The sequence below is a fragment of the Streptosporangium sp. NPDC000396 genome, assembly GCF_042898655.1.
In the GTDB taxonomy this organism is placed as follows: Bacteria; Actinomycetota; Actinomycetes; order Streptosporangiales; family Streptosporangiaceae; genus Streptosporangium.
The window spans coordinates 1-25,323 of sequence record NZ_JBIAZA010000040.1 but is presented as its reverse complement, the minus strand read 5'-3'; the positions used below and the strand labels follow the sequence as shown (position 1 = coordinate 25,323).

Genomic DNA, 25,323 nt, shown 5'->3' with positions numbered 1-25,323 from the left:
TCCTCCCAGAGGTGTGCCGTGAACATTGCATTCGTCTCCTCCGACGCTCCTTCCGCTTCCCAGAGCGACTCCGACATCGCCGCCCACCGGGCCCAGCTTCTGGCCATCGCCCGGGAGCTGGGACGGGAGCACAAGGTCACGATCTACACGCGCCGGAACTCCGACGCCGGCAAGGCGCGGATCCGCGTCTCCCCGGGTGTCACGCTGGAGAACCTGCCCGCCGGTCCCGCCCAGAACCTTCCCGAGGACAGCGTGCTGCCCTACCTGTCCGACCTCGGCGACCAGCTCATGCGCCGCTGGGGGCAGGAACGCCCGGACGTCATCCACGCCCACTCCTGGACCGACGGCTTGGCTGTGATCGCCGGCGCCAGGGGTCTCGGCGTGCCGTTCACCCAGAGCTTCGGCAGCGAGCACATCCTCGACGCCAAGAGGGTTCGGTTGCAGCGCGCGATCGGCCGCCGGGCCAGCGCGGTGATCGCCGGGTGCGGAGACGAGGAGTCGACGTTGATCCGGCTGGGCGTGCCGCGCCGTAACATCTCCATCGTTCCCTGTGGTGTCGACGTCGAGCGCTTCCGGCGCCAAGGCCCGGCCACGGCCCGCGGCACCCGGCCCCGGCTGCTGCATGTCGGAGCACTGACTCCGGACAAGGGGGTGTACACCGCGATCCGCGCGCTGGAGGGCATTCCCGACGCCGAGCTGTTCATCGCCGGCGGCCCCGCCTCCGGGCAGCTGGAGCACGACGCCGACGCGCACCGCATCATGCTGCTGGCCAAGGAGATCGGCGTGGCGGACCGGATCACCCTGCTCGGGGAGGTTCCGCACGCCTCGGTGGCCAAGCTGATGCGCAGCGCCGACCTGGTCGTGTCGCTGCCGCATGAGGCCCCGACCGGCGTCGTCGTGCTGGAGGCCATGGCGTGTGGCGTGCCCGTCATCGCCTCGGCCGTGGGTGCCCACCTGGACTCCGTCGTGGACGGGGTGACCGGCCTGCTGGTGCCGGCGGACCGCCCCGCGCAAACCTCCCGCCTCGCCCGTGAGCTGCTCGGCGACCCCACCCGGCGAACCGCGCTCGGTTTCGCCGCCGCCGACCGCGCCCGGTCCCGCTACTCCTGGGAGCGGATCAGCCATGAGCTCCTCCAGGTCTACGAGAACGCGCTCGCCATGCAGCACTGACCGCTCACGGGCCGGACCCTCGCCCGGGGTCCGGCCTTTCCGCGCCCTTTCCGTGCCCTTTCCGTGCCCTTTCCGTGCCCGATGACACCCGCCGTTCCGCCGGTGCACCCCGTCCGGGCGGACCGCGGCCGGTCCGGGCAGCGCACCGCAGGGTCCTGAGTGCGCCGCGGGGTCCTGGTAGCGTGCCGCTTACTCGCCTTGGTCGCCGTGCTCGTATTCGTCGTGGAGGCGCCACCACTCATACGGTGCGGTCTGCGGCCACCCGTCGGGAGAGTCCTCCCAGGTTTCCTGCCTGCCGAGGGGAGTCAGGTCGAGCAGGTTGAAATCGATCCGGAGCCTGTCGACGCCGCGCCCGCTCGTGTAGTAGGTGCGAAAGACGCTGTCACGATCGCGCAGGAAGACGCTCAGGCCGAATCCGCCGCCCGTTCCGCAGTCCGCGTTGAAGTCGTTGACATCGTTGGAGCCGCCGGGCCGCGAGGAGTACCAGGGCACGGTCCAGCCCATGCGCCGCTTGAACGCCTCGATCTCGGCAAGCGAGCCGTCGGAGACCAGGGCCAGCGAGGTGTCGCGTGCGCGCAGATGAGCGAGGTGGCCGATGTTGTCGGCGAAACTCGAACAGCCCTTGCAGTGGTGGCCGCCCGTCCACATGAAGTGGTAGACGACAAGCTGGCGGCGGTACTCGAACAGGTCCAGCAGGCCCGCCCTGCCGTCCGGGCCCTCGAAGACGTACTCCTTGTCAAAGCGGACCATCGGCAACCGGCGGCGTTCGGCGGCCAGCGCGTCCAGCGCGCGGGTCAGCTCCTTCTCCTTCGCCAGAAGCCCGTCCCGGGCGGCCTGCCACTCCTCGGGTGAGACCACCGGGGGAAGAGCCGTCAGCGGGTCGGTCTGAGCGTTCATCTGTTCACCATCGCTTTCAAGAAATCGGCTGAACTACCGGGTGGCGCCGAAGGCGGCCAGGACGGGTTCCGGCGTCCGCGCCGGGAACCGTTCCCGGAAGTCGAGGAATCCGACCCAGGCCGGGCGCAGGCCGATCCGGACCATCCGCAGGCCGGGCTTGTCGATTGCCTGGAGGTATGCGGCGGCCGCTTCGTCGCCCATCATCAAACGCTGCGTGATCGCGTATTCCGGGAGGACCCCCTCGACCTCGGCCAGCGAGACCTCCCCGCGAAGCATGAGCACCTGCGGGGGACCGCCGGTGGTGTCGACGCAGATCGCGACGTCGGGACGGGCACGCAGGTCCCGGACCTTGTAGGTGCCGGCGAACGCGCCTATGACCAGCTCGTCACCGGTCCAGTGGAAGTTGACCGGTATCACCCGCGGTGTTCCGTCGCGCCCGTTATAGGCCAGGTGCGCCACGGACGTGGCGAGCAGGCGCCGGACCGTGGAAGTGTCCAGCAACCTCAGGTCGCCCTGCGGCAGGCTCGCCGCTTCGTCGTTCAAGGAACCCATGAGTGCAATCTAGGAACTTAACTCCTAAAAAACAAGCGACACTCCTAAAAAAAGATCAGTGAGGTAGCCTGGCGCCATGAGCGACAGGCGTAGCTACGGAGATCCGTGCGGCGTGGCCCGCGGCCTCGACGTCATCGGCGAACGATGGGCTCTGCTGGTGGTGCGTGACCTCCTGCTCGGCCCCAAGCGCTTCAACGACCTGCTCGGCGGCCTGCCCGGCGTGAGCCCGAACGTCCTGAGCCAGCGACTGCGCGACCTGATCGAGCACGGCGTCGTCCACCGGCGGGATCTGGGGGCACCGGCGCGTGTCCGCCTCTACGAGCTGACCGAATGGGGCCGCGAGCTGGAGCCCATGCTGCTCCAGCTCGGGCGCTGGGGCAGCAGGGCTCCGCTTCCCTCCGGCGGCGAGTTCGGCCTCGACTCGCTGCTGCTCAGCGTCAAGGCGGGTTTCGACCCGGCACGGGCCGACGAGCTACGCGGCGCCTACGAGCTCCGCATCGACGCCGACACCTACGTCGCGGAGGTCGCCGACGGCTCCCTCCGGATCGGCCTCGGGACCATCGGACGGCCCGACGCGACGCTCACCACCGGCATCGGCACCCTTCGGGCCCTGTGCACCGGCCGGCGCACCCTGGAAGACACCGTCCGGTCGGGCGACCTGCGCCTCGACGGCGACCAGCGAGCGGTGCAGTGCCTGACCGATCTTCTCCTGGCGGCGTTCGCGCCCCTGCCGGCCTGAACACACCACCCCTCACCTCTCGGGGGGTGTCGTTTCACGACCCGCCGCGCCGGAGAGGACGAGCCCGGCCAGTGCCTGCCGTACCGCAGCGGCGTCGTTCAAGCCGGAATGCTCGCACACAGGCGCTCAGAGCAGGCGGGCCGCCTTGAGGCCGAGGTGGATCACCAGCCGGTCCTCACCGTCGGCGAGGTCGCGGCCGGTGAGCCGCTCCGCCTTGCCCAGCCGGTAGTAGAGCGTCTGGCGGTGCACGCCGAGCGCGGCCGCGACCTGCTGGACGTGACCGGCGCGGTCGAGATAGTTCTCCACGGTCCTCGCCAGCTCCGGCTCCCTGGCCAGCGCGGCCGTCTCCCCCGCCAGCTCCCGCAGGTCGGCCGAGGACAGGCGGGCGAGCATCCGATAGACGCCGAGGTCGGACCAGGCCGCCACAGGGGCGAGCGCGGGCACGCGGTCGGCCACCCTGAGCGCGTGTACGGCCTCCCGCCAGCTTCCCCAGGCCTGCGCGGCGTCGGCCCGGGCGTTGCCGACTCCGGCGGCCGTGCCGTACATGGCCTGGATCCGGCAGGCCAGCTCCCAGGCCTGGCCCGCGGGGGCGAGCAGCGCGACCAGTGACTCGCCCTGGGCGATCAGCCCCGAGTCGGCGAGCACGCCGCGCGGGAGCGTCCAGAGCGCGGCCACCCGGTCCAGCGAGCTCCGCACGGCGATGGCCGTCACCGGGCCGCGCACATCCAGCCGGGACAGCGCCCAGGAGCGCTCCTCGGCGTCGGAGGAGAACAGCTCCCGCAGGTTCCTGCCCAGGTCCTGGCGGCGGCGGGCCTCCTGGGCGAGCGTCGCCGCGGCCCTGGCGACCAGCCCGGACACCGAGGCGAGCGCGTCGTCGCTGAGCGTGCCGTCGTCCAGCAGCCACAGGTAGCCGTAGGTCACCTCATGGTGCCGCAGCGGCACGCACACCCGGGCGAGGACGCCCAGCTCGGCGTCCGCGGGGATGCGGACCGGGCCGCGCGCTCCGGCGATGCCGTACCCCTCGAAGTAGGCCCGCACCTCCTGCGTCGCGCGGCGGCGGAGGATGGACTCCTGGCGCACCACGTCGATGTCGCCGCTCTGCGCGGCGTAGGCCAGGAGCTGGAACGAGCGGTCCTCCAGCGTGGCGGAGGCGCCGAGCACGGCGGCGATCTCGTCGACTGTCTCCTGCAACACCCCACCATTGTTGTACATCTGTATGAACGCCGATCCCGACGGTCGTGGCAGATGCATATGAGGGTTGCGTGAGCTGGAGTTTTAGTCTGAAAGCATGCTCGGTTCCCTACTTCTCGCCGGATCCCGGGTGCCGCTGGTCCGGCGCGCGGTCTCTGGCGTCCCGCTGACGCGCAAGGTCGTCGACCGCTTCGTCGCGGGCGAGACCACCCAGGAGGCGGTCGACGCCGTCCGGCGGCTGACCGCCACCGGCCTCGCCGTCACCATCGACCATCTGGGCGAGGAGACCAGGGACGGCGTGGCCGCCGCCCAGACGGCCCAGGCCTATGTCGTCCTGCTCGACGCGCTGCGCGGGCTGGAGCTCGGCGAGCACGCCGAGGTGTCGGTGAAACTCTCCGCGGTCGGCCAGGCGCTCGGCGCGGACGGCGACAAGATCGCCCTGGAGAACGCCCAGAAGATCTGCGAGGCCGCCCGCGCGGCCGGGGCGAACGTGACCCTCGACATGGAGGACCACACCACGGTCGACTCCACGCTGGGCATCCTGGGGGCACTGCGCCACGACTTCCCGTCCACCGGCGTCGCCCTCCAGGCCTACCTGTTCCGCACCGAGGCCGACTGCCGCGACCTGTCACACGAGGGCTCGCGGGTCCGCCTGGTCAAGGGCGCCTACGCCGAACCCGCCTCGGTGGCCCACCAGAACAAGAGCGAGGTCGACAAGGCCTACGTCCGTTGCCTGCGGATCCTCATGGCGGGTAAGGGTTACCCCATGGTGGCGACGCATGACGACCGGCTGATCTCCATCACCGAGACCCTCGCCGACCGCTTCGGCCGCTCCCGGGGCGACTACGAGTACCAGATGCTCTACGGGATCCGCACCGACAAGCAGCAGGCCCTGGTCGGCGCCGGTCACACCATGCGTGTCTACATCCCCTACGGCGACGACTGGTACGGCTACTTCATGCGGCGCCTCGCCGAGCGCCCGGCCAACATCGCCTTCTTTCTTCGTGCCCTTGGAGGCAAGTGATGGATGCCATCTCCAACGTCCCCACCCCGGTCAACGAGCCGGTATTCGGCTACGCGCCCGGCAGCGCCGAGCGCACCACGCTCGAGAAGCGCGTCAAGGAGCTCGCCGGAGCCCAGCTCGACCTGACCATGACGATCGGCGGCGAGCAGCGCATGGCCGGCGGCGCCTCCATCGACGTGGTCCAGCCGCACAACCACGCCTCCGTGCTCGGCCGTACGGCTGACGCCACCGCCGACGACGTGCGTGCCGCGATCGACGCCGCGCTGAAGGCCGCGCCCGCGTGGCGCGCCCTGTCGTTCGACGAGCGGGCCGCGATCTTCCTCAAGGCGGCCGACCTGCTGGCGGGCCCGTGGCGGCAGACGCTGAACGGCGCCACGATCCTGGGCCAGTCCAAGTCGGCGCAGCAGGCCGAGATCGACTCGGCCTGCGAGCTGATCGACTTCCTGCGCTTCAACGTGGCCTACGCGCGCCAGCTCTACAGCGACCAGCCGGTGTCGTCGCCGGGCGTGTGGAACCGGATGGAGTACCGCCCGCTGGAGGGCTTCGTCCTGGCGATCACGCCGTTCAACTTCACCGCCATCGCCGGAAACCTGCCCTCGTCGGCGGCCCTGATGGGCAACGTCGTCGTCTGGAAGCCCTCCCCCACCCAGCAGTTCGCCGCGCACTTCACCATGCGCCTGCTGGAGGCGGCCGGGCTCCCTCCGGGCGTCATCAACATGGTGACCGGCAACGGCGCCGCCGTCTCCGAGGTCGCCATGACCCACCCGGAGCTGGCCGGCATCCACTTCACCGGCTCCACCGCGACCTTCCAGCACCTGTGGTCCACGGTGGGCGCGAACATCGGCTCCTACCGGAGCTACCCGCGCCTGGTCGGCGAGACCGGTGGCAAGGACTTCGTGCTGGCCCACCCCTCGGCCGACCCCGCGGCGCTGACCACCGCGCTGGTCCGGGGCGCGTTCGAGTACCAGGGGCAGAAGTGTTCCGCGGCGTCCCGCGCCTACGTCCCGCGCTCGATCTGGTCGCAGATCCGTGACGAGCTCATCGGCACCGCCGAGTCGCTGACCATCGGCGACGTGGCCGCCGACCTGTCCACCTTCATGGGCGCGGTCATCGACGGGCGGGCGTTCGCCAAGCACAAGGCGGCGATCGACCGGGCCCGCGAGCTCGACTCGATCAACGTGCTGACCGGCTCCTACGACGACTCCGCCGGGTTCTTCGTGAAGCCGACCATCCTGGAGTCCGCCGACCCGACCGACGAGATCTTCGCCAAGGAGTACTTCGGCCCGATCCTCGGCGTGCATGTCTACGACGACGCGAACTTCGACGCGGTGCTGGACCAGATGGAGAGCGTCTCCCAGTACGCCCTGACCGGCTCGATCATGGCCCAGGACCGCTACGCGATCGCGTCGGCCTCCGAGCGGCTGCGCTTCGCGGCGGGCAACTTCTACATCAACGACAAGCCCACCGGCGCGGTCGTCGGCCAGCAGCCCTTCGGCGGCGCCCGCTCGTCGGGCACCAACGACAAGGCCGGTTCGATCTTCAACCTGATCCGCTGGGTGAACGCCCGCACGATCAAGGAGACGTTCGTCCCGCCGACCGACCACCGCTACCCGCACATGGGCTGACCTCCCGCAGGCGGGTTGGCAGCAGCCCGATCTCGGAAAGCTCGGCTATTCGAACGACACTTCTGAATAGCCCGCGAAAAAGCAACGACGCCCGGGTCTCGAATTCGAGACCCGGGCGTCACTTGTTCCGCCTGCTACCGGTCACAGCCGCGGCATCGACTCGGCAGGCCGCCCCGCTTCGACCGCTTCCCGATCCGAGCATCGACCCCGCCCGGATTACGCCACTCGACGTCCGGCGGCATGATCGACTCGGTGGTGCCCTCAAGGAGTACGGCATGCGGCTTGACCTGGCCGGATGATTAATCGGCACCCACAGTTATTTACATCTCGCCGTGTCCGGTCGCGGGGCTGACGTCTGCGTCGTCGTGCACAGCGCTGTCCTCGGAGCTGAGTTCGGCTCGGAGACGATCGAGATCGAGATTGTGGCTGGTGTACTTCAGTTCGCGAGCCACCTTGGTCTGCTTGGCCTTAGACCGACCCCGCCCCATATCTGCACTCCCTCACCAGGGCCATACGGGCCCTCGTCGCCACCGCATGCTGATTGCGCAACCTGACGGTGCATGGCCAACTGTCACATGCCGCTCATGATGTCGGGGGTGCCGTGGACCGCTTGACCAGTCACTGGTGACAGCCCGACCTGGACATCGGCCGGCAGGCTACCAAACACTCCTCACATCATCATAATTTGAAGAATTATGCAATTTGCTACATTATGAGATAGTTCACCAGTTGGATGGCTGAGAGTACGTCTGATGTCGGGGAGTCCTGAGTTGAGTAAGTTCGCGGAGGAGCTTCGAGCGCGTGTCGATGAGGTTGTTGTCGAGTTGCGCCGGGAGCGTGCGGCGATGGACGACCACGGCGTGGAGGTGCTGACCAGGCGGCTGGAGAATTTGCTGCGCATCGCCGAGCAGCACGGCATCGACATCCAGCGCCCCATCGAAGGAACGGCGTGATCGTGCCGGTGCCGCTGTATCAGGCCAAGGCCGAGTTCTTCCGCACGCTCGGCCACCCTGTCCGCATCCGGGTGCTGGAGCTGCTCCAGGATGGCCCGATGCACGTGCGGGACCTGCTCGCCGCGATCGACATCGAGGCCTCCAGCCTGTCCCAGCAACTGGCTGTATTACGCAGGGCCGGACTCGTCGTCGCCACCCGTGAAGGGGTGACTGTCGTGTACACGCTGTCCACCCCGGATGTGGCCGACCTCCTGTCCGCCTCGCGGCGGATTCTGAGTGCGATGCTGGTCGGGCAGGGCGAACTGCTGGCCGAGTTGCGTGCGGAGACCGTGCGATGAGTACGGCGGGTATCCGTGCACGGCTCTTCGGTCTCCTTCCCAGCACCTTGGACTGGACCCCGGTGCGGCGTGATCCGCGTCGTGATCTGCTCGCCGGGCTGACGGTTGCCATAGTGGCCCTACCGCTCGCGCTGGCCTTCGGGGTCAGTTCGGGTCTGGGTGCCCAGGCCGGTTTGGTCACCGCGATCGTGGCGGGCGCCCTGGCGGCCATCTTCGGTGGTAGCAATCTGCAGGTCTCTGGTCCGACCGGTGCGATGACCGTGGTGCTGGTGCCGATCGTTCATCAGTACGGCGCGCGTGGCGTTCTGATGGTGGGGTTGCTGGCCGGTTTGGCGCTGATCGCGCTGGCCGTTGTGCGGGTCGGCCGCTTCGCTCAGTTCATGCCCACGTCGGTGATCGAGGGCTTCACCTCGGGCATCGCGGTGGTGATCGCGCTGCAGCAGGTTCCGGCAGCGCTGGGCATCGCGGTAGTGGAGGGCGAGCACGTCTGGCAGGTGGCAGCCGACGCAGTGGTTCGCTACGTGACTGCTCCTGCGCCTGCCCCTCTGATCATGGCGTTGGTGGTGGCCGCCCTGATGCTGGTGGGTGCGCGCTGGCGTCCTGGAGTGCCGTTCTCGCTGATCGGTGTGGTGATGGCAACGGTCGTCGCAGAGATGGCCGGCCTGGATGTGGCGCGGATCGGGGCGCTTCCCGCTGCGCTCCCTGCGCCCTCGCTGGGCTTCGTCGATCTCGGCGCGCTGGCTGGGCTACTGCCTTCTGCGCTGGCGGTGGCCGCGCTGGCCGCGCTGGAGAGCCTGTTGTGCGCTTCGGTCGCCGACGCGATGAGCGTCGGAGAGAAGCACGACCCGGACCGCGAGCTGTTCGGGCAGGGCATCGCCAATCTGGCCGCTCCCTTGTTCGGCGGCGTCCCCGCGACCGCGGCCATCGCCCGCACTGCGGTCAATGTGCGTTCTGGGGCGCGCTCCCGGTTGGCTGCTCTGACCCACGCCATCGTGCTGGCGATCATCGTGTTCGCCGCCTCTGGGCTGGTCGGGCGGATCCCGCTGGCCGCGCTGGCCGGAGTGCTGCTGGCCACCACGGTGCGGATGGTCGAGGTCGGGTCGTTGCGCGCCATTGCCCGCTCCACCCGCGGCGACGCCCTCGTGATGGCGCTCACCTTTGTGGTGACGGTGGCCCTGGATCTGGTCACCGCGGTGGCCGTGGGCATCGGTGTGGCCATCGTGCTGGCCCTGCGTGCTGTGGCCCGCACCGTCAAGGTGGAGCAGGTGCCGCTGGAGACTGGCGATCACAGTCAAGAGGAGCAGCAACTACTGGCCGAACACATCGTCGCCTATCGGTTCGACGGTCCGATGTTCTTCGCCGCGGCGCACCGCTTCCTGCTTGAACTGTCGAAGGTCGCTGACGTGCGGGTGGTGATCCTGCGGATGTCGCGTGTCACGACCATCGACGCCACCGGTGCACAAGTGCTGGGCGATGCGATCACCCGTCTGGAGCAGCGTGGCATCACCGTCTTGCTGTCCGGTATCAAGCAGGACCACTTCCAGGTGTTGGCTGCCCTCGGCGTGGCCGAACACCTGCGCCGCGGCGGTCTGACCTTCTCCGATACGCCCGCTGCTATCGCGCGCGCGCGCCATCTGCTGGCCGGTGACTCACCCGACCAGACGGCGAGCTCCGCGCCGACCACGGTCGCGGTGTGAATCTCGCCGTCCAAGTACCTCCCCGTAGCCGATCCGACGGCGCACCATGGAGGTGAGCCTCAACGAGGAGGACAGCGTGGACCAGGTCTTGCCCGCCGGATCACGCATCATCGTCGGCCTGGATGAGGAGGAGAGGGGCCGCGAACTGGTCAGTAGCCTCTTCGAGGATGCGGGTAACCGGTGCCCGCAGGAGCTTCCTACGTTTCATCCCGCCGGGGAGACGTGACTGGCTTCGCGTCTATCAGGGCACCAAGACCGGCTTCCTCCAGAGCCCACAGGGTCAGCCTGTCGTGTGGGGCGCGTATCGTCACCTCTCGATGGACCGCCAGGCGCTGGACGGCGGCGACAATTGCAGAGCGGCCTCGACCCCAGCCCTGCAGATCAGTCAGGTCGAGCACAAGCGGAAGATCGCGATAGGGCGCGTCCACGCCGTTCGTCGCTGCGATCAGATCAGGCGCGTCGAGGCCCACATGTCCAGTGAACCGGAGGATCTCAGCACCGGCATGCATCTCCCGGAACCATTGGAACGTCACGCGAATGCCGTCTCATCGGCTGGGCGCTTGTGCCGCCCCGTGACCACGAAGCCAGTGTGGACGTAGCCCATCAGCCGGTTGTCTCCGCAAGCCGGGCACTTGCCACGGCGTACCGCCGTCGGACGATGATGACGGCGGCACCCTAGACACAACAAAACCCGCGCCCGCTCACTCATGCCAGCCGTACACCTTCCCATTTGCGAAACTTGGCAATTAATAATATATCAGAAGGTGTAGATCAGCAGCTTACGGTCACGCGAGAACGGCCAAAGCGAAGGCCCGGCCCTCATCCCAGGCGATGGCGCACATTCGCTTGCCCCCTCGACGGCTGGCGGCGAAGGAGAACAGCGCGCTGGCCACGTAGACGTCCATGCCGAGAAGAGCGATCGCCGTGGCGTGTTCCGGGACACCGGAGTCCCGGCAGATCAGCTCGTATCCGGTCAGTGACAGCCCAGGAAAGACCACCACGCTCGCATTGACGGCATGAATCGTTGCCACGTGGGTCGCGGCGTTGGCGGCGATGTCGTGCGGCCGGCGCACCCGTTGCGCTACGGCCATGGCCAGCGGCCGGCGCACGTGGACTTCCTTGTGGTGGACGGGCAGCCGTGGGCTACCGAGGCCACGAACCGCCCGCCGTCTTGTGAGCGCCTTCACGCCCCCTTCGGGGTATAGGCGCGCAGGTCCTCCAGTAGTTCGGCCTGTCCCGACAAGACACCGGTGAGGATCGCCCGGGCCACTGCCAGGAGCTCGGCGATCTGCGGGTTGGTGACGGCGTAGTACACGGTGGCGCCTTCCTTACGGGAGGACACCAGGTTGGACCGTCGTAGCACCGCCAGCTGCTGGGACATGTGGGCAGGCTCGATGTCCACCTGGGAAAGCAGTTCGGCGACCGAGTACTCGCGCTCGCTGAGCAGCTCCAGCACCCGGATCCGAGCCGGATGCCCAAGCGTCTTGAAGAACTCGGCTTTCAGTTGGTAGAGCGGCTGGCGCACCGCAGCAGCCTCCCCCATCGTGGACAGTCCCAGCGGGACGTTGTCGGCCCGCCTCGATCGCTACCCAACCACGGTCATGGCAGCGACGCCGAACGCAGCATTTCTAAATAATTGCGAATCCTAGCAACCATGCCGACGCCCTCACGACGCTCTGTCCGTAGTTAGTGGTTCCAGGCACGAGGCCTACCTGATTCGCGCCCTCCTCTCTCGAGGCATATCAAAGGAAGAGGCGTTCTGGTGGCAACGAATGGCGGCCCCCGTGAGGGGATCATCTCCTGCATCGAGAGCTCCCGCACTGTCGTCATTGAGACATTCGAGGAGGCCATGTGGGTACTCCACCGATGAGCTTCACTCGGCGGCGCCGAACGCCTTGATCTCCGTCTCCTCTTGAGGGGTGAGCTCGCGGGGCGCCTCACCACGGGCCAGCTTCTCGGCCTGCACCCGGTGACGGATGTCGTCGACGATCTCCGGGTTGGACAGGGTGGTGACATCGCCGACGTCGGCGAAGTTGGAGATCGAGGCGATAACCCTGCGCATGATCTTCCCGGAGCGGGTCTTGGGCATGTCGGCGACGATCCACACATTCTTCGGCCGGGCGATCTTCCCGATCTGGGTCTCGATCGCGGCTACGACTTTGTCTTCGATGTCCTTGCCCGCAGTCACGCCGGGTTTGAGCGAGATGTATATCTCCACAGCCCGGCCGCGTAGCTCGTCCATGACCGGAACGGCCGCGGCTTCGGCGACTTCGTCGACGGTGATGCTGGCCGATTCGAGCTCCTTGGTGCCCAGCCGGTGCCCTGCCACGTTGATGACGTCGTCGACGCGGCCGAGGATGCGGAAGTAACCGTCGGCGGCGAGCATGGCTCCGTCGCCGGCCAGGTAGGGCCAGTCGCGCCAGTCGGTGCTGTCGGGGTTGGCACAGTACTTGCTGTAGTACAGCTCCACGAACCGTTCCGGTTGTCCCCAGATGGTCTGGAAGATGCCGGGCCAGGGGTTGCGGATGCAGATGTTGCCGGCCTTCCCGCTGCCTGCCGGCACGACGTTGCGGTCCTCGTCGTAGATGACCGGGTAGATGCCCAGGACGCCGGGGCCGCAGCTGCCGGGCTTCATCGGTTGCAGGGCGGGCAGGGTGCTGCCCAGGAAGCCGCCGTTCTCGGTCTGCCACCAGGTGTCGACGATGACCGCTTCGCCCTTGCCCACAACGTCGTAGTACCAGCGCCACACCTCCGGTTCGATCGGCTCGCCGACGGTGGTCATGTGCTTGAAGCGGTAACCGTACTTATGGGGTTCGTCCGGCCCGAGCTTGCGCAGCATGCGGATCGCGGTCGGCGCGGTGTGGAAGATGTTCACTCCGAGCCGTTCGGCGATCCGCCATGGTCGTCCCGGATCCGGGTAGGTGGGGACGCCCTCGTAGATCACGCTGGTGGTGCCCAAGGAGAGCGGTCCGTAGACAATGTAGGAGTGACCGGTGATCCAGCCGATGTCGGCCATGCACCAATAGGTGTCGTCGGGGTGGATGTCCTGGTAGTACTTCGAAGTGCCGGTGACGTAGGAGAGGTAGCCGCCGGTGCTGTGCTGGCAGCCTTTCGGGCGGGCGGTGGTGCCGCTGGTGTACATCAAGAACAGCGGCGCCTCGGCGGGCATAGAGACCGGCTCTACCAGCCGCCCTCGGTAGTCTTTCAGCACCTCGTCGACGAAGAAGTCACGCCCGTCGACCATCGCGCTCTGCGAGGCGTACTGGCCGGGATGACGCCGCCAGACGAGCACCTTGTCGACCTCGGCACCGAGCTTGGCGGCGGTGGCCACCGCCTCGTCGCCCCTGGTCTTGTGGTCGACCAGTTCACCATTGCGGTAGTAGCCATCCATGGTCACCAGAACACGGCTTTGCGAGTCGGCAATCCGGTCGCCGCACGCCGCGCCGCTGAACCCGCCGAACACCTCCGAGTGGATGACGCCGAGCCGGGCGCAGGCCAGCATCGCCACCGGCAGCTCAGGGACCATCGGCAGGTGGAAGGTGACCCGATCACCGGTCTTCAGGCCGCAGAAGTCGCGTAGCAACGCGGCGAACTCGTTGACCCGCCGGTGCAGATCCCGGTAGGTGATCGCCTGGCTCTGCTCGGTCTCCGGCTCCGGCACCCAGATCAGGGCCGCCTTGTTGGGGCTGGTCGCCAGGTGCCGGTCGACGCAGTTATGGCAGGCGTTCAGGCGGCCACCGACGAACCACTTCCAAAACGGCGGGTTACTGGTGTCCAGCGTGGTGTGCCAGTAGGCGTCCCAGTCGAGCAGGTCGGCGTACTCCTTGAAGCATTCAGGGAAGTGATCCTCGCCGAACCGCTCGAAGATGGCAGGATCGGAGGCGTTGGCCTGGCCGATGAACCTCGCGGACGGGTAGTAGTAGCCCTCTTCCCGCCAGTGAACGGCGATCTGCGCCTCGGAGGGCTTCGCCTCGTGCTCTGCTGTCATCGCTCGACCTCCGCTGAATGACGAATGCGGGCTCGCGGTTTGGGATGGCGGGCGTACGGCGAAGCCCGCGCCCTCGACTTTTCGCGACGATCGGCCGCGATCAAGGGTGCCACGCGGGCCAGGCATCTTCGAGCAGGCCTGCGCAGACGCCGAAGTCGAACAGGTCGGCACAGATCTTGGCCTGGCGGGAAAACGTGACGACGTCGGCGCGTGACAACGACTCCCAGCACAGCGTGTCGGTCAACGTCAACGCCCGGACCACCACCGACGGCAGTGAAGCGATCGGCACGGTTTCGGCCTCAAAGCGCAGGCGGGCCACGTCGCGCTCCGACTCTTTATTCGTGGTGACGATCTGCAACTGGCCGAGAAGGAGCGACAACTCACCGGCTAGATACTGCTGCGTCATGACGATGCCCCCTCCCAAGGTTCTGGGAGAAATCCAGCGTAACTCCGGACCGTAGTGACCACACAAGTGGGTGAGAAGAAGCGCGCCTACGCGCTGTCCGGACTGAGCAGCTCATGGGCAAGACCAGCCCGTTGCGGCAGGCGTAAAACAGCCGCCCGCCATCGATGCGGCAACGCCCGCAACCCTCGCCGCCGCATTAGCCGCGAGGGTGACGCCCGACCCGTGAATGGCCCACCCGTTCACAGGTCATTGCCCGCGTAGGAGAGGTTGAAGCTCTTGTTGACCAGCGGGAAGTCGGGCACGATCGCTCCGTCGAGGGCGACCGGCAGCGCGGGCCAATTGAAGAACGACGGGTCGACGATCTTGACCCTGGCCAGGGTCCCATCGTCCGCGAGCTGGACACGATGGGCGATGGTGCCGCGCCAGCCTTCGATGATGCCGACCCCGGAGGACACCCCTCCGGATACGGGGCGGTTCACATCGCCCGGGGAGAGATCGTTGACAAGGCGGGCGATCAGGGCGATGGAGGTGGCGATCTCCTCGGCGCGGATCTGGAAGCGGGCTAGCACATCCCCGCTGGTCCGCGTGGCGACGGGGAACGGGCCGAGATCGGTGAAGGGGTGGTCGCGGCGGGCATCGAGGTCCAGTCCGCTGGCGCGGGCGACGTAGCCAAGCGTGCCGAGGTCGCGGGCGGCCTGCCCGGTGAGGATCGCACTGCCGGTGAATCGGTCGGCGACGACAGTGTGGCCGAGGGCGAGCTCGACGATTTCCGCGACATCGGCACCGATGTCGGCCAGGACGTCAGGATCGGGCAGGCCTCTGAGTGCCACGCCGCCGGGTATGACGCCGCCACGGAGCAGCCGGTGGCCGGTGACCTGGGTGTTGATGCGCAGGAGTTGCTCGCGGACGCGCCCGGCATGGGAGTGGAGGATGCCGTGGGCGACATCATTGCACAGCGCACCCAGGTCGGTGATGTGGTTGTAGAGGCGCTCGAGTTCCAGCAGCATGGCCCGGCCGCGCTGGACATCTGGCGCGACAGGGGTGCCTGTGGCCTCCTCGATGGCCAGGCAGTAGGCCAGGGCGTGTCCGACGGTGGTGTCGCCGCTGACGCGTTCGGCCAGCTGCAGCCCGTCGGCGGGGTGGCGGCCTTCGAAGAGTTTCTCGATGCCCTTGTGCACGAACCAGAGGCGGGCTTTGAGCTTGATGATGGTCTCGCCGACCACCGAGAAGCGGAAGTGACCGGGTTCGATGAGCCCGGCGTGTACGGGGCCGACGGGGATCTCGTAGACGCCTGCTCCTTCGACGGTGACGAACGGGTAGGGGCCTTCGGGGTCGCCGAAGGAAGGCGGCGGGCCCGCGTTGGCCCGCATCGGATACCAGCCACGCGGCCAGTGGTGATGGCGGACCAGCCGCCGCGGCAAAGGATGATCGAATGGCGTGATCCCATACAGATCACGCATTTCACGTTCGAACCGGCCCGCGGGAAAGGACAGGCTCGCCAGACTGGGGACCGCTGGTTCTTCGGGCGGCAGGCGCAGGCGCAGTTCAGTGCGACGATCGGGGCTTGCGGCGGTGAACAGGTAGGCGACGCCGAATCCTTTGGCTTCATCCTGGGCCGAAACCAGGGCGAGACGGTAGCCATCGGCGAGGAGCGCTGCTGCCTGCTCCGGCAGCTCGCTGGGGCTGACGTTGGAGATGGTGCGATGGGTCATGGGATGGCTCCGGCGATGACAGCGGCGGCCTGCAGCAGAGAGTTGAGCGGGCCCACAGCGACCCCGAGGACCGCGCAGGCCGCAAGCCCGATGACCAGAACGACCCCACTCGTGCGTGGCAGGGCAACTTGTGCGCCCGAGGGCGGACCGAGCAGCATGCGCCGGCCGTGCCGGCCGACGGCGGCGACGATGACCAGCATGAGAACGAGGGCCAGTGCGATCGCCCAGCCCAGGTCCGCGGTGAAAGCGGCGCGGACGATGCCGATCTCGCTGGCGAACAGGCTGAAGGGCGGTATGCCGAGCAGGGCGAGCAGTCCGAGCGCGAAGATCCCGGCCAGCAGCGGCGCGCGCGAGGCCAGGCCGCGGACGGCGTCGATCCGGCTGCTGCCGGTGGCCTGGTGGAGGTGCCCGGAGGACAGGAAGAGCACGGACTTGCCCAGCCCGTGGCCGAGGATGTGCAGCAGTACGGCGGCCAGCGCGAGCCGACTGCCGATCGCCGCCCCCAGGGCGACCAGCCCCATGTGCTCGATGCTGGAGTAGGCCAGCAGCCGCTTGTAGTCACGCTGGGCCAGTAGCAAGGCGGCGGCGACAGCGAGTGAGGCCAGTGCGGCGACCACCAGCAGGACCCGCATCGAGGTGGATCCCAGCGCCGCGTCGGCGATCAGCTTCACCCGGAGGATCGCGTAGAAGGCCACTGACAGCAGCACGCCGGACATCAGCGCCGACACCGGGGCGGGAGCCTGGCTGTGCGCGTCGGGCAGCCAGGCGTGCATGGGAGCCAGCCCCGCCTTGGTGCCGAACCCCAGCACGAGCAGGACGGCCGCGATCCGCATCACTTCGGGGTCGAGGGAAGCGGCGTGCCGGGAGAGCGCTGCCCAGTCCAGCCCCGCGGCCGACGGCACGCCCGCGTGCAGGGCCGCGTAGTGCACGAGCACGATGCCGAGCAAGGCCAGCGCGATGCCGACCGAGCAGATGACGACGTATTTCCAGGCAGCTTCGGTGGCCTGTTTGGTTTTGCGGAACCCCACGAGGAAGGCGGTCAGGATGGTGGTGGCCTCGATGGCCACCCACATGACGCCGATGTTGGAAGCGAGCACGGCCAGCGCCATCGCGGCCACGAAGCCTTGGGTGAGTACGCCATAGCGGCGGGTCGCTCGTGGCCCGGCGTGTCCGGCGGTCAGGTAGGCGGGGCTGGCGAGCATGGCCAGCAGCGCCACCGCGCCGATCACGATCAACATGAACGCGCTCAGCGCGTCGGCCCGCAGCAGGCCCCATATCGCCATCCGAGGACCGTCGAGGGTGGTGACGGCCAGCGCCGTCGAGGCGCCGAGCACGCCGGCGGCGGCTATCGCGCCCAGCCACGCGGTGACCTTGCCCCAGCCGAGTACGGCATAGCCACAGGCGGCCAGGACGGGCAGCAGAACAGGAAGGATCACCATCAGTCGTGCAGCTCCCGCAACTCATCCAGATCGGTGCCGCCGAACGCCGCCCGCATCCGCGTGGTCAGAACCTGCAGCACGAGTACGGCAAGCAGTACGTCCAGCGAGACGCCGAGCTCGACCACGAGCGGCACGCCGCTGGTGGTGAGAAACGCGGTGGCGGTGATCGCATTGTCCATCAGCAGGAACCCCACCACCTGCGACAGCGCCCGCCGCCTGGTGACCAGGACGAAGAAGCCGACCAGCAGCACGGTCAAGGCGACGGGCACGGCCTGCGTGGCGGGCGTGGGCGCCAGCCGTACCAGAGGCTGGGCGATCGCGTAGGCGAGCATCGCCAGCACCGCCGCGACCAGCAGCGAGGTGGCCACGTTGACCAGCGGCTGGGTCTCGCGGCTCTCGCCGCTCGCGACCAGCGCCCTGCGCATCAGGTAGGGCAGCAGTCCGGCACGCAGCGCCCCGATGCCCACTCCTACCACAACCAGCTCGACATGACCCTGATGCAAGCCAAGCAGCACAATCACCGCGGCGAGGGAGAGCCCTTGGACGGCGAACAGCCACACGATGGCCGACAGGTCACGCCGCCACAACACCAGCACACCCGCCAGCAGAAACGCCCCGCAGGCCAGGTCCAGCAGCGGCACGTACAGCGACTCGTTCATGTCACCTCACGCCAGGAAGAAGGAAGCGGCCACGGCCAGTAGCGCCATCAGGAAGGACCCGGCCAGCAGCTCCGGCACGCGGAACAGCCGCAGCTTGGCCATGAACACCTCACCAGCTGCCAGCAAGACACCCAGCAGTCCCACCTTCACCAGCAGCACCACCACCCCCAGCAGCAGGGGCGCAAGTCCCGCGCCCGCAGTGGCGATGCCCCACGGCGCGAACAGGCTGGCCAGCAGGCCCAGCAGGACCGACAGCCGAGCGGCCGAAGCCCACTCGATCAGCGCGAGATCCGGACCCGCGTACTCCAACACCATCGCCTCATGGATCATCGTCAGCTCCAGATGCGTGGCGGGATTGTCCACTGGGATGCGACCGGTCTCGGCGATCGTCACGATCGCCAGCGCGGCCGCGGCCAGCAGGCTGACCGGGGAGATCACCGCCAGTGGATCTTCCGTGGTGAAGGTGACGATCGCCCCCAGGTTCGTGGAACCGGCCCGCACCGACAGCGCGAAGACCGACACCAGGATGGTCGGCTCGACCAGCGCCAGCACGGTCACCTCGCGGCTGGCGCCCATCCCGCCGAACGCGGTCCCGGTGTCCAGCCCGCCAAGAGCCAGGGCCACCGACCCCAGCGCCAGCAGCGCGACCACCGCGAACAGATCCGCCACGCCCTCCAACGGGGAGGTTGTGCTCACCAGCGGCACAGCCGCCGCCACCACCAGCGCCGTCGCGGCGAGCACCAGCGGCGCGGCGCGGAACACCCAACCCGTTCCGTGTGGGGTGATCGGCTGCTTGCGCACCAGCTTGCGCAGGTCTCGCCACGGCTGCAGCACCCCTGCTCCCGCCCGGCCCTCCAGGCGGGCCCGGACCTGCCGCATCACCCCTACCAGCAGCGGCGCCCCTACCACCACGAGGACCAGCTGGATCACGGCAGTCATCGGATCACCGCCAGCACGATCAGGACGCCTGTGAGGGCGTAGAAGCCGTAGGCGAGATAGCGGTGCACGCTGCCGTTGGCCAGCCGCCTGGCCTGACGGCCAATCTCGGCGACCGCGGCCAGCACAGGGTCGTACAACCTGCGTTCGACCCGGTCGGGCACCCGTGCGTGGAACTCCACCCGCTCCACCAGGTAGGCCGACTCCTTCACCGGGGTGACATCGACATCGCTCTCAGGCGCCAGCACGTCATCGAAGACCCGCTGCAGCGGTTCGGCGAAAGACGTGGCGGTGTACTCCATCCGCGCTGACATAGGCCCCGCTCCGCAGTCCCACAGCCTGGCCGCCCGCCTGGCCTGGCCATGGGCGACCAGCCGGACCGCGGCGAGCACGGCGAGCACGGCGACCACCAGCGAACACGCGATCAGCAGCGGCGAAATCATCCCCATAACCCCGGTCAGGCGCAGCGTCACCTGACCGGACACCGCGTCCGTGCCGTGGAGCACGTCGGCCACCACAGCCCCGAGCCCCGGCAACACGACCGCGGGCGCGAGGGCCAGCAGGACGCATCCGGCGGCGGCGACGCCCATCCCGCCCAGCATCGAGGCAGGACTCTCGGTCGCCGACTCCGCCTCCACGCTGCGCGGCCGGGCCAGGAAGCCCACGCCGAACGCCTTGACGAACGCGGCGACAGCCAGCCCAGCCGACAGCGCGATCACCGCCACCGCTAGCGGCATCGTCACCGCCCCCGCCACACCCGAGGCGGGCAGCACGTGAATCAGGCTCTGCAGCAGCAGCCACTCGCTGACGAACGCGTTGCCCGGCGGGAGCGCCGACGCGCACAGCGCGCCGATCGCGAACAGCACGGTGGTATACGGCATGCGGCCACGCAGCCCGCCCAGCGCGTCAAGATCCCTGGTCCCGGTCGAGCGCAGCACCGCCCCGGCCGCCAGGAACAGCAGCGTCTTGAACCCCGCGTGGTTGAGCACGTGCAGCAGGGCCGCCGTCAACGCCAGCCCCGCGAGCACGGGCGCGCCCGAGGCCGTGAAGAACCCAGCCGCACCGACTCCGATCAGCACCAAGCCCATGTTCTCGGTGGTGGAGTAGCCGAGCAGGCGTTTGAGATCCGAGGTGACCACAGCCTGCAGGATGCCGTAAACGGCCGACAGCGCGCCCGCGCCGAGCACGACCAGCCACCACCACTCCGGCCCACCGCCCAGCAGGTCCAGGCCGACCCGGGCGACGCCGTACACACCCAGGTTCACCATCGCCGAGCTCATCAACGCGGACACATGGCTGGGTGCCTCGGGATGCGCCCTGGGCAGCCACACGTGCAGGGGGACGATGCCCGCCTTGGAAGCAAACCCCATCAGCGTCGCCAGAAACACCACGTTCTGCGTCGCGCCGGACAGGTCCGCTGTCCGCAACTGCTCGAAGGCCTCGCTGCCCGCACCCGCCGCGAAGAGCGCCAGCCCGGCCAGGATGACCGCGAAGCCGAGGTGGGTCATGACCGTGTACCACAGCCCGGCCTCGCCGACCTTGGCCCGCTCGCGGTGCTCGGCCAGCACCAGCACCAGCGACGTAAGCGCCATCAGCTCCCACGCCACCAGGAAGGTGCTGACACTCGCCGCCGCGGGCACCAGCAGCAGCGCGGCGACGAACAGGGGCAGCGCGGACTGCACAACTCTGCCGCCCAAGCCATGTCCCCGCCCATAACCGATCCCATAGATCGCCGCGCACACCGCCACGCCTCCGGTGACCGCGACGAACAGGCCGCCCAGGGGGTCCAGCGCCAGCCGTACCCCTGCCAGCGGCAGCACGTCCGGCAGCCACGCTGACCAGCGCCCGCCCGCCAGCACCGCCGCGCCTGAGCCGATGGCCGCCGCGCCCGCGCCAGCCGTGCCCACATTCGCGACCAGGGACCGAGCGCCTGCGGGTACCGTCAGAGCGACCACCGCCGCCACCGTGCAAAGGCTCAGCGCAAGGACGAACAGGGAGCCGGCGAGGTTCATCGGCCGGTCAGCCCGCGCAGCGCCGAGATGATCGCCTCCGGCTCGGGCGGGCAGCCCGGCACCTCCACGTCCACAGGGACCACGTCGCCAACGGCGCCTGCCACACCGTACGCCCCCGCGAAAGCCCCGCAATTGCGGGCGCAGTCGCCCAGCGCGATCACCAGGCGCGGCTCGGGAACCGCCTCATAGGTACGGCGCAGCGCCACCTCCATGTTGCGCGTCACCGGCCCCGTAACCACCAGCGCGTCCGCGTGCCGGGGAGAGGCCACCAGCCGCGCGCCGTACCTCTCCGCGTCATAGACGGGACCGAACGCCGAGGCGATCTCCACCTCGCACCCGTTGCACGAGCCCGCATCCACATGCCGGATCTGCACCGAGCCGCGCAACTCCTCGACCGGCACCTCTCCGGCGACGTGCTCCGGAACAGCCTCGGCGACCCGGCCCGTCTGCCTGATCTTTCGCCACAAACTCGTCACAGCGACTCCCAGCCTCGCATCCGCCCTCCGCAGCTCCGGCAGGCCTCACCCCGAACGTGGCTCCTCGGCGTCCGCTCCGCGCAGCTCGGCCAGCAGCTCCTCCTGGCCTGTGATCATGTCGGTCAGGATTCGGCGCGCCGCCCGCAGCAGCTCGGCCACATCCCCACTGCTCAGTGCATAGACCACCGTGGCGCCCTCGCGAGTGGCGGTCACGATACCCGCCCTGCGCAGCACCGCCAGCTGCTGCGACATGTTCGACGATTCCACCTCAATGGCGGCGAGCATGTCACGCACCGAACATGGCCCGGCCTGCAGTAACTCCAGCACCTGGATCCGCACCGGGTGGCCCAACGTTCGGAAGAACTCCGCCTTCGCCTGATACAGCGGAACCGGCATCGCTCAGTCCTCTCCCTCGGGATCCACCGCTATGCCGTGCTCGTCGGCCAGGCGCAGCATCTCTTCCAGATCGGCCGCGTGGACCTGCGCCGCATATGAGTCACCCGAGTCGCGGGCGGCACGCACCGCCTCGCGCGCCCTGCGCCGAACACCGCCCGTGAAGTCTTCCACGCACGTCCTCCGCTCCATGAGGACCTAGGAAAAATATGATGCCAATAATTGAAGACTTCTTCAAGTCTTAAGCTTTGCATGACTTCACATTGTGTGAATTGCATGGTTCGACGCACAGCGTCGCCGCGCTGATCGGCACCGACCCCCGTGTCTTCGCCGACGCAGTATGGGGCAAGCTGGCTGTCTTCCCGGCCACGCAGTGACGAGATCTCCCGGTTACACCTCGGCTGCATCCGCTGGTAGCACGAGGGGATGCCCACCCCGGCGCCTCTCGGGAGATTCCCGCCGACGACGCCTGCCAGTGCCGAGAATTGCGTTACCCGCTTTGAGTTGGCGCCGGGATTGAGAGAAACGCAGTCAATTCTCGGTCCGGCACGGTTGATGCCTGTGATCAATGCGATGCGACTGGACAAAACAGCACCCTGAACCGGGGTACCCCCACGATCTTGGTTACGACCTGGCGCGCGATTGAGTTGAGGCGTGCCGGGATGGCGGGTGGCAGGTAACCCGGACGGGCCGGTGGCGGTGTCGAAAACCGCGCGCCCCAGAGTTGGACGGCTGGGACTGTAGCGGCTTACCGCAGCCGGGCATGCCGCACACCAATAGTCCACCCGACAGCAGGTACTTGCGGGCCGCGCTGCCGCCCCCGCCGCCCTTGTTCCGCTCTGGATCGCCGAAGATCGCCATGATCTTCGCCTGGGTGTCGTCGTCGATGATCACTTCCGATTGCCCCTTGGCGACCTTCTCGCCTTCGCCGATCAAGCTCAAGCAGGAGTTTTGGCCATCTGTCCCCCTGATGGTTGTCCCGGCGGGCAGGGGCACGTGCCGGCGTAGGACGAGTTCTGAAGACGCAAATGCGCTCTGTGCCCCCTCCCAGGCTGTGCGACGCCCTGGCCCTGGCCGGGCGCGCCATCCGAACAGCTGTATGGCTCCGCGATAATCGCGGACTCGATGAGAAGCCGAACCATACAGGGGAGATATTCCTCCCTGACGGCGTTGAGAGTATGACACCAAGCAGTCCTGGACCGGTCGCAAACTGTCCCCGCACGGCCAAACGACTTACAAGCCCGCTGAGCCCGGCTGCGTTCTCGCAGCTCATACCTATATGGCTGCTTGATAGTCGTGCCGCCGACCGACCACCGCTACCCGCACATGGGCTGACCGGCAGCGGCCCGGCCTGAAAGGGCTCGGCTGTTCAAACGGCACCTCTGAACAGCCCGTGAAGAACAGTGACGCCCGGGTCTCAACGGCGAGACCCGGGCGTCATCGTTCCCGGGACACCGCCCTGTTCACTGGCAGGCCAGGCCGAGCGCGAAGGCTGCGACTCCCACGACGGCCACCAGGGCCTCCGTCAGCGGCAGGGAGATGCGCATCAGCCGTACGGCCAGCAGGTTGACCGCCGAGTGGAGCGGGACGGCGGCCAGGACCAGCCAGGGCTGCCAGGCCAGCAGCAGGGTGAGGCCGATGCGCAGCAGCCGGACGATCTTCTCGCAGGGACCCGAGGCCGCCCCGAGGACGGTCGCGGCCCACTCCCGGGGAGCTTGGCGACCGCGACAGTGACCAAGGCGGGTGGTGTCCACAGGGCGGCCCGGCGCAGGCGCTGTGTGGTGGTCATCGCAGCGCGGCCTGAATCGAGGCGGCGGTCGCCTGAGGGTCGTCGACCTTGACAACGAGCTGGTCGAAGTCGTCGCCGGCCCTCTCCTGGGTTCCGGGCAGCGGAGGTCCGAAACTGGGTTCCGGGCGACGGGGGGTCCGAAACCGTTCGACGCCTCCCCCTTCAGTCCCATTCCGCGAAGGAAGGACCCCGATGACGCTCGACGATCTCGGTACTCCGGTCGTCGCACCGCGCGGTGCCGTACGCCGCGTGGTGTCGCTGGTGCCGTCGCTGACGGAGTCGCTCGCCGCAACCGCGCCACGTTTACTGGCCGGCGCGACCGACTGGTGCACCCACCCGGCGGATCTGGCTGTGCCACGGATCGGCGGCACCAAGAACCCCGACCTGGCCGCGATCGCCGCTCTTGAGCCGGATCTGGTACTGGCCAACGAGGAGGAGAACCGCCCGGCCGACCTGGCGGCGCTGCGCTCGGCCGGAGTGCCGATCTGGGTGACGCGGATCCGCACGCTGGACGACGCCTTCGCCTCGCTGCGCCGGATGCTCACGCTGGCCTGCGGCCTGCCGGAGCCGGACTGGCTCGCCGCCGCCGAAGGCGCGTGGCGGGCCGTTCCGCCGGTCGTCCCCGTACGGCGGGCGGTCATCCCCATCTGGCGTAAACCCTGGATGATCCTGGGACGCGACACCTTCGCCGGTGACCTGCTGCGCAGGCTCGGCGTCCGCAACCTCTACGCCGACCACTCCGAGCGCTACCCGAAGATCCCCTTGCCCTGTTTGCTGGCGGCCGGCGCCGACCTCGTCGTCCTGCCCGACGAACCGTACCGCTTCACCGCCGAGGACGGCCCCGCGTTCTTCCCCGACACACCGGCCGCCCTCGTCAGCGGCCGGCATCTGACCTGGTACGGCCCCTCCCTGGTCGAGGCGCCCGCTGTTCTCAGGGCCGCCTTGACGTGAAGCGGTTTTCGCCCGCTCCGATCCGGCCGGGCGAGGTGAAGACGTACAGGGTGAGAATGCCGGGCATCGGTGCGAGCCCGAGTTCTGAGGACAGAGTCAACTAGTACTCCAGTGTGACTTCGCGATCTACGCGCTGGAGGGGGCGGAGAGCCGCTGCCGGTAGTGGCTGCGACGTGCCGAAGCTTGGTGGCTTCTGCGCCAGTTCGACCAGTGCGGGAGTGCGTTCAGGGCTGTGATCGGCGGGCTGAACAGTGCGCCGATCAGGCGGCGGATCTCTGGGACGGTCAGGTCGACCGGGTCTCCGCTTCGGGCCGGGCGGCTCGCATCCGCACGTCTGGTCGGCCTCGCGTCGTCGACTGCCGCGGCAAGGAACGCG

The 25,323-nt window shown here is 68.5% G+C and carries 27 protein-coding genes and 1 pseudogene; 8 read left to right on the top strand and 20 right to left on the bottom strand.

Annotation, left to right across the window (positions count from 1 at the left end; translation table 11 throughout):
• Positions 1-18: 18 nt before the first annotated feature.
• Positions 19-1,170 (top strand): glycosyltransferase, encoded by a 1,152-nt coding sequence (locus ACFY2X_RS41550; protein ID WP_389949064.1) that lies wholly within the window; start codon positions 19-21, stop codon positions 1,168-1,170.
• A 189-nt stretch (positions 1,171-1,359) separates the two neighbouring features.
• Here the strand turns inward: ACFY2X_RS41550 and ACFY2X_RS41545 are convergent, their stop codons facing one another.
• Positions 1,360-2,067 carry a DUF899 domain-containing protein gene (locus ACFY2X_RS41545; protein WP_389949062.1) on the bottom strand — a complete coding sequence of 236 codons (708 nt, stop codon included), beginning with the start codon at positions 2,065-2,067 and terminating at the stop codon, positions 1,360-1,362.
• 33 nt (positions 2,068-2,100) lie between these two features.
• Positions 2,101-2,619: a pyridoxamine 5'-phosphate oxidase family protein gene (locus ACFY2X_RS41540; RefSeq protein ID WP_389949059.1), complete on the bottom strand. Its 519-nt coding sequence runs from the start codon at positions 2,617-2,619 to the stop codon at positions 2,101-2,103.
• A 76-nt stretch (positions 2,620-2,695) separates the two neighbouring features.
• On the opposite strand from ACFY2X_RS41540, the gene ACFY2X_RS41535 reads away from it, so the two are divergent.
• Positions 2,696-3,358 carry a winged helix-turn-helix transcriptional regulator gene (locus ACFY2X_RS41535; RefSeq protein ID WP_389949058.1) on the top strand — a complete coding sequence of 221 codons (663 nt, stop codon included), beginning with the start codon at positions 2,696-2,698 and terminating at the stop codon, positions 3,356-3,358.
• Between the two features lie 126 nt (positions 3,359-3,484).
• Here ACFY2X_RS41535 and ACFY2X_RS41530 read toward each other — a convergent pair whose 3' ends face one another.
• Entirely contained in the window at positions 3,485-4,552 is a 1,068-nt protein-coding gene (locus ACFY2X_RS41530; protein WP_389949055.1) for a PucR family transcriptional regulator, read from the bottom strand.
• A 94-nt stretch (positions 4,553-4,646) separates the two neighbouring features.
• On the opposite strand from ACFY2X_RS41530, the gene ACFY2X_RS41525 reads away from it, so the two are divergent.
• Positions 4,647-5,573 (top strand): proline dehydrogenase family protein, encoded by a 927-nt coding sequence (locus ACFY2X_RS41525; protein WP_389949052.1) that lies wholly within the window; start codon positions 4,647-4,649, stop codon positions 5,571-5,573.
• On the top strand, positions 5,573-7,198 hold the full coding sequence (gene pruA / locus ACFY2X_RS41520) for an L-glutamate gamma-semialdehyde dehydrogenase (protein WP_389949050.1): 1,626 nt from the start codon (positions 5,573-5,575) through the stop codon (positions 7,196-7,198). The genes ACFY2X_RS41525 and pruA overlap by 1 nt, the downstream gene beginning before the upstream one ends.
• A gap of 320 nt (positions 7,199-7,518) precedes the next feature.
• On the opposite strand, the gene ACFY2X_RS41515 is transcribed toward pruA, so the two are convergent.
• Entirely contained in the window at positions 7,519-7,686 is a 168-nt protein-coding gene (locus ACFY2X_RS41515; protein ID WP_389949047.1) for a DUF3073 domain-containing protein, read from the bottom strand.
• 282 nt (positions 7,687-7,968) lie between these two features.
• Here ACFY2X_RS41515 and ACFY2X_RS41510 point away from each other — a divergent pair, with 282 nt between their 5' ends.
• Genes ACFY2X_RS41510 through ACFY2X_RS41500 form a run of 3 tightly spaced genes read left to right on the top strand, consistent with a single transcriptional unit; the run spans position 7,969 to position 10,186 of the window.
• Complete coding sequence (locus tag ACFY2X_RS41510) at positions 7,969-8,151, top strand: hypothetical protein (RefSeq protein ID WP_389949044.1); 183 nt, start codon at positions 7,969-7,971, stop codon at positions 8,149-8,151.
• Between the two features lie 2 nt (positions 8,152-8,153).
• Positions 8,154-8,489, top strand: a complete 336-nt coding sequence (locus tag ACFY2X_RS41505; RefSeq protein ID WP_389949224.1) for an ArsR/SmtB family transcription factor — start codon at positions 8,154-8,156, stop codon at positions 8,487-8,489.
• Positions 8,486-10,186: a SulP family inorganic anion transporter gene (locus ACFY2X_RS41500; protein ID WP_389949041.1), complete on the top strand. Its 1,701-nt coding sequence runs from the start codon at positions 8,486-8,488 to the stop codon at positions 10,184-10,186. The genes ACFY2X_RS41505 and ACFY2X_RS41500 overlap by 4 nt, the downstream gene beginning before the upstream one ends.
• Positions 10,187-10,383: 197 nt before the next feature.
• Here ACFY2X_RS41500 and ACFY2X_RS41495 read toward each other — a convergent pair whose 3' ends face one another.
• The 15 genes from ACFY2X_RS41495 to ACFY2X_RS41425 all read right to left on the bottom strand — a co-directional run bounded on the left by ACFY2X_RS41495 (position 10,384) and on the right by ACFY2X_RS41425 (position 23,961).
• Positions 10,384-10,719: a hypothetical protein gene (locus ACFY2X_RS41495; RefSeq protein ID WP_389949039.1), complete on the bottom strand. Its 336-nt coding sequence runs from the start codon at positions 10,717-10,719 to the stop codon at positions 10,384-10,386.
• A gap of 252 nt (positions 10,720-10,971) precedes the next feature.
• On the bottom strand, positions 10,972-11,295 hold the full coding sequence (locus ACFY2X_RS41490) for a hypothetical protein (RefSeq protein WP_389949036.1): 324 nt from the start codon (positions 11,293-11,295) through the stop codon (positions 10,972-10,974).
• A 74-nt stretch (positions 11,296-11,369) separates the two neighbouring features.
• On the bottom strand, positions 11,370-11,729 hold the full coding sequence (locus tag ACFY2X_RS41485; protein WP_389949034.1) for an ArsR/SmtB family transcription factor: 360 nt from the start codon (positions 11,727-11,729) through the stop codon (positions 11,370-11,372).
• Positions 11,730-12,059: 330 nt separating this feature from the next.
• The gene (gene acs / locus ACFY2X_RS41480) at positions 12,060-14,174 is read right to left on the bottom strand and encodes an acetate--CoA ligase (RefSeq protein ID WP_389949032.1); all 2,115 of its coding nucleotides are present in this window, start codon (positions 14,172-14,174) and stop codon (positions 12,060-12,062) included.
• A gap of 100 nt (positions 14,175-14,274) precedes the next feature.
• Positions 14,275-14,580: a hypothetical protein gene (locus ACFY2X_RS41475; protein ID WP_389949029.1), complete on the bottom strand. Its 306-nt coding sequence runs from the start codon at positions 14,578-14,580 to the stop codon at positions 14,275-14,277.
• A gap of 239 nt (positions 14,581-14,819) precedes the next feature.
• On the bottom strand, positions 14,820-16,292 hold the full coding sequence (locus ACFY2X_RS41470) for an NADH-quinone oxidoreductase subunit C (RefSeq protein WP_389949026.1): 1,473 nt from the start codon (positions 16,290-16,292) through the stop codon (positions 14,820-14,822).
• On the bottom strand, positions 16,289-17,731 hold the full coding sequence (locus tag ACFY2X_RS41465; RefSeq protein WP_389949023.1) for a proton-conducting transporter membrane subunit: 1,443 nt from the start codon (positions 17,729-17,731) through the stop codon (positions 16,289-16,291). Before ACFY2X_RS41465 ends, ACFY2X_RS41470 begins: the two co-directional genes overlap by 4 nt.
• Positions 17,731-18,390, bottom strand: coding sequence for a hypothetical protein (locus tag ACFY2X_RS41460; RefSeq protein WP_389949020.1), 660 nt, complete (start codon positions 18,388-18,390; stop codon positions 17,731-17,733). Before ACFY2X_RS41460 ends, ACFY2X_RS41465 begins: the two co-directional genes overlap by 1 nt.
• A 6-nt stretch (positions 18,391-18,396) precedes the next feature.
• Positions 18,397-19,329, bottom strand: a complete 933-nt coding sequence (locus ACFY2X_RS41455; RefSeq protein WP_389949017.1) for a respiratory chain complex I subunit 1 family protein — start codon at positions 19,327-19,329, stop codon at positions 18,397-18,399.
• The gene (locus ACFY2X_RS41450) at positions 19,326-21,281 is read right to left on the bottom strand and encodes a proton-conducting transporter membrane subunit (RefSeq protein ID WP_389949014.1); all 1,956 of its coding nucleotides are present in this window, start codon (positions 21,279-21,281) and stop codon (positions 19,326-19,328) included. The genes ACFY2X_RS41455 and ACFY2X_RS41450 overlap by 4 nt, the downstream gene beginning before the upstream one ends.
• A gap of 53 nt (positions 21,282-21,334) precedes the next feature.
• Positions 21,335-21,814, bottom strand: a complete 480-nt coding sequence (locus ACFY2X_RS41445) for an NADH-quinone oxidoreductase subunit B family protein (RefSeq protein ID WP_389949011.1) — start codon at positions 21,812-21,814, stop codon at positions 21,335-21,337.
• 45 nt (positions 21,815-21,859) lie between these two features.
• Positions 21,860-22,210 (bottom strand): ArsR/SmtB family transcription factor, encoded by a 351-nt coding sequence (locus ACFY2X_RS41440; RefSeq protein ID WP_389949008.1) that lies wholly within the window; start codon positions 22,208-22,210, stop codon positions 21,860-21,862.
• Positions 22,211-22,213: 3 nt separating this feature from the next.
• A complete protein-coding gene (locus ACFY2X_RS41435; RefSeq protein WP_389949006.1) occupies positions 22,214-22,381 on the bottom strand; it encodes a hypothetical protein in 168 nt (55 codons plus the stop codon).
• A 450-nt stretch (positions 22,382-22,831) separates the two neighbouring features.
• On the bottom strand, positions 22,832-23,149 hold the full coding sequence (locus ACFY2X_RS41430) for a hypothetical protein (protein WP_389949003.1): 318 nt from the start codon (positions 23,147-23,149) through the stop codon (positions 22,832-22,834).
• A gap of 521 nt (positions 23,150-23,670) precedes the next feature.
• Positions 23,671-23,961, bottom strand: a complete 291-nt coding sequence (locus ACFY2X_RS41425; protein WP_389949000.1) for a hypothetical protein — start codon at positions 23,959-23,961, stop codon at positions 23,671-23,673.
• 227 nt (positions 23,962-24,188) lie between these two features.
• On the opposite strand from ACFY2X_RS41425, the gene ACFY2X_RS41420 reads away from it, so the two are divergent.
• Positions 24,189-24,947, top strand: a complete 759-nt coding sequence (locus ACFY2X_RS41420) for a helical backbone metal receptor (protein WP_389948997.1) — start codon at positions 24,189-24,191, stop codon at positions 24,945-24,947.
• A 126-nt stretch (positions 24,948-25,073) separates the two neighbouring features.
• Here the strand turns inward: ACFY2X_RS41420 and ACFY2X_RS41415 are convergent.
• A pseudogene (locus ACFY2X_RS41415) lies at positions 25,074-25,323 on the bottom strand (hypothetical protein); the annotation flags it as partial.

Coding starts and splice junctions, on each gene's coding strand:
- ACFY2X_RS41475 (WP_389949029.1), bottom strand. CDS start 14,580: ATGACGCAGCAGTATCTAGCCGGTGAGTTGTCGCTCCTTCTCGGCCAG.
- ACFY2X_RS41465 (WP_389949023.1), bottom strand. CDS start 17,731: ATGGTGATCCTTCCTGTTCTGCTGCCCGTCCTGGCCGCCTGTGGCTAT.
- ACFY2X_RS41525 (WP_389949052.1), top strand. CDS start 4,647: ATGCTCGGTTCCCTACTTCTCGCCGGATCCCGGGTGCCGCTGGTCCGG.
- ACFY2X_RS41455 (WP_389949017.1), bottom strand. CDS start 19,329: ATGACTGCCGTGATCCAGCTGGTCCTCGTGGTGGTAGGGGCGCCGCTG.
- ACFY2X_RS41440 (WP_389949008.1), bottom strand. CDS start 22,210: ATGCCGGTTCCGCTGTATCAGGCGAAGGCGGAGTTCTTCCGAACGTTG.
- ACFY2X_RS41485 (WP_389949034.1), bottom strand. CDS start 11,729: ATGGGGGAGGCTGCTGCGGTGCGCCAGCCGCTCTACCAACTGAAAGCC.
- ACFY2X_RS41500 (WP_389949041.1), top strand. CDS start 8,486: ATGAGTACGGCGGGTATCCGTGCACGGCTCTTCGGTCTCCTTCCCAGC.
- pruA (WP_389949050.1), top strand. CDS start 5,573: ATGGATGCCATCTCCAACGTCCCCACCCCGGTCAACGAGCCGGTATTC.
- ACFY2X_RS41540 (WP_389949059.1), bottom strand. CDS start 2,619: ATGGGTTCCTTGAACGACGAAGCGGCGAGCCTGCCGCAGGGCGACCTG.
- ACFY2X_RS41460 (WP_389949020.1), bottom strand. CDS start 18,390: ATGAACGAGTCGCTGTACGTGCCGCTGCTGGACCTGGCCTGCGGGGCG.
- ACFY2X_RS41545 (WP_389949062.1), bottom strand. CDS start 2,067: ATGAACGCTCAGACCGACCCGCTGACGGCTCTTCCCCCGGTGGTCTCA.
- ACFY2X_RS41420 (WP_389948997.1), top strand. CDS start 24,189: ATGACGCTCGACGATCTCGGTACTCCGGTCGTCGCACCGCGCGGTGCC.
- ACFY2X_RS41535 (WP_389949058.1), top strand. CDS start 2,696: ATGAGCGACAGGCGTAGCTACGGAGATCCGTGCGGCGTGGCCCGCGGC.
- ACFY2X_RS41470 (WP_389949026.1), bottom strand. CDS start 16,292: ATGACCCATCGCACCATCTCCAACGTCAGCCCCAGCGAGCTGCCGGAG.
- ACFY2X_RS41515 (WP_389949047.1), bottom strand. CDS start 7,686: ATGGGGCGGGGTCGGTCTAAGGCCAAGCAGACCAAGGTGGCTCGCGAA.
- acs (WP_389949032.1), bottom strand. CDS start 14,174: ATGACAGCAGAGCACGAGGCGAAGCCCTCCGAGGCGCAGATCGCCGTT.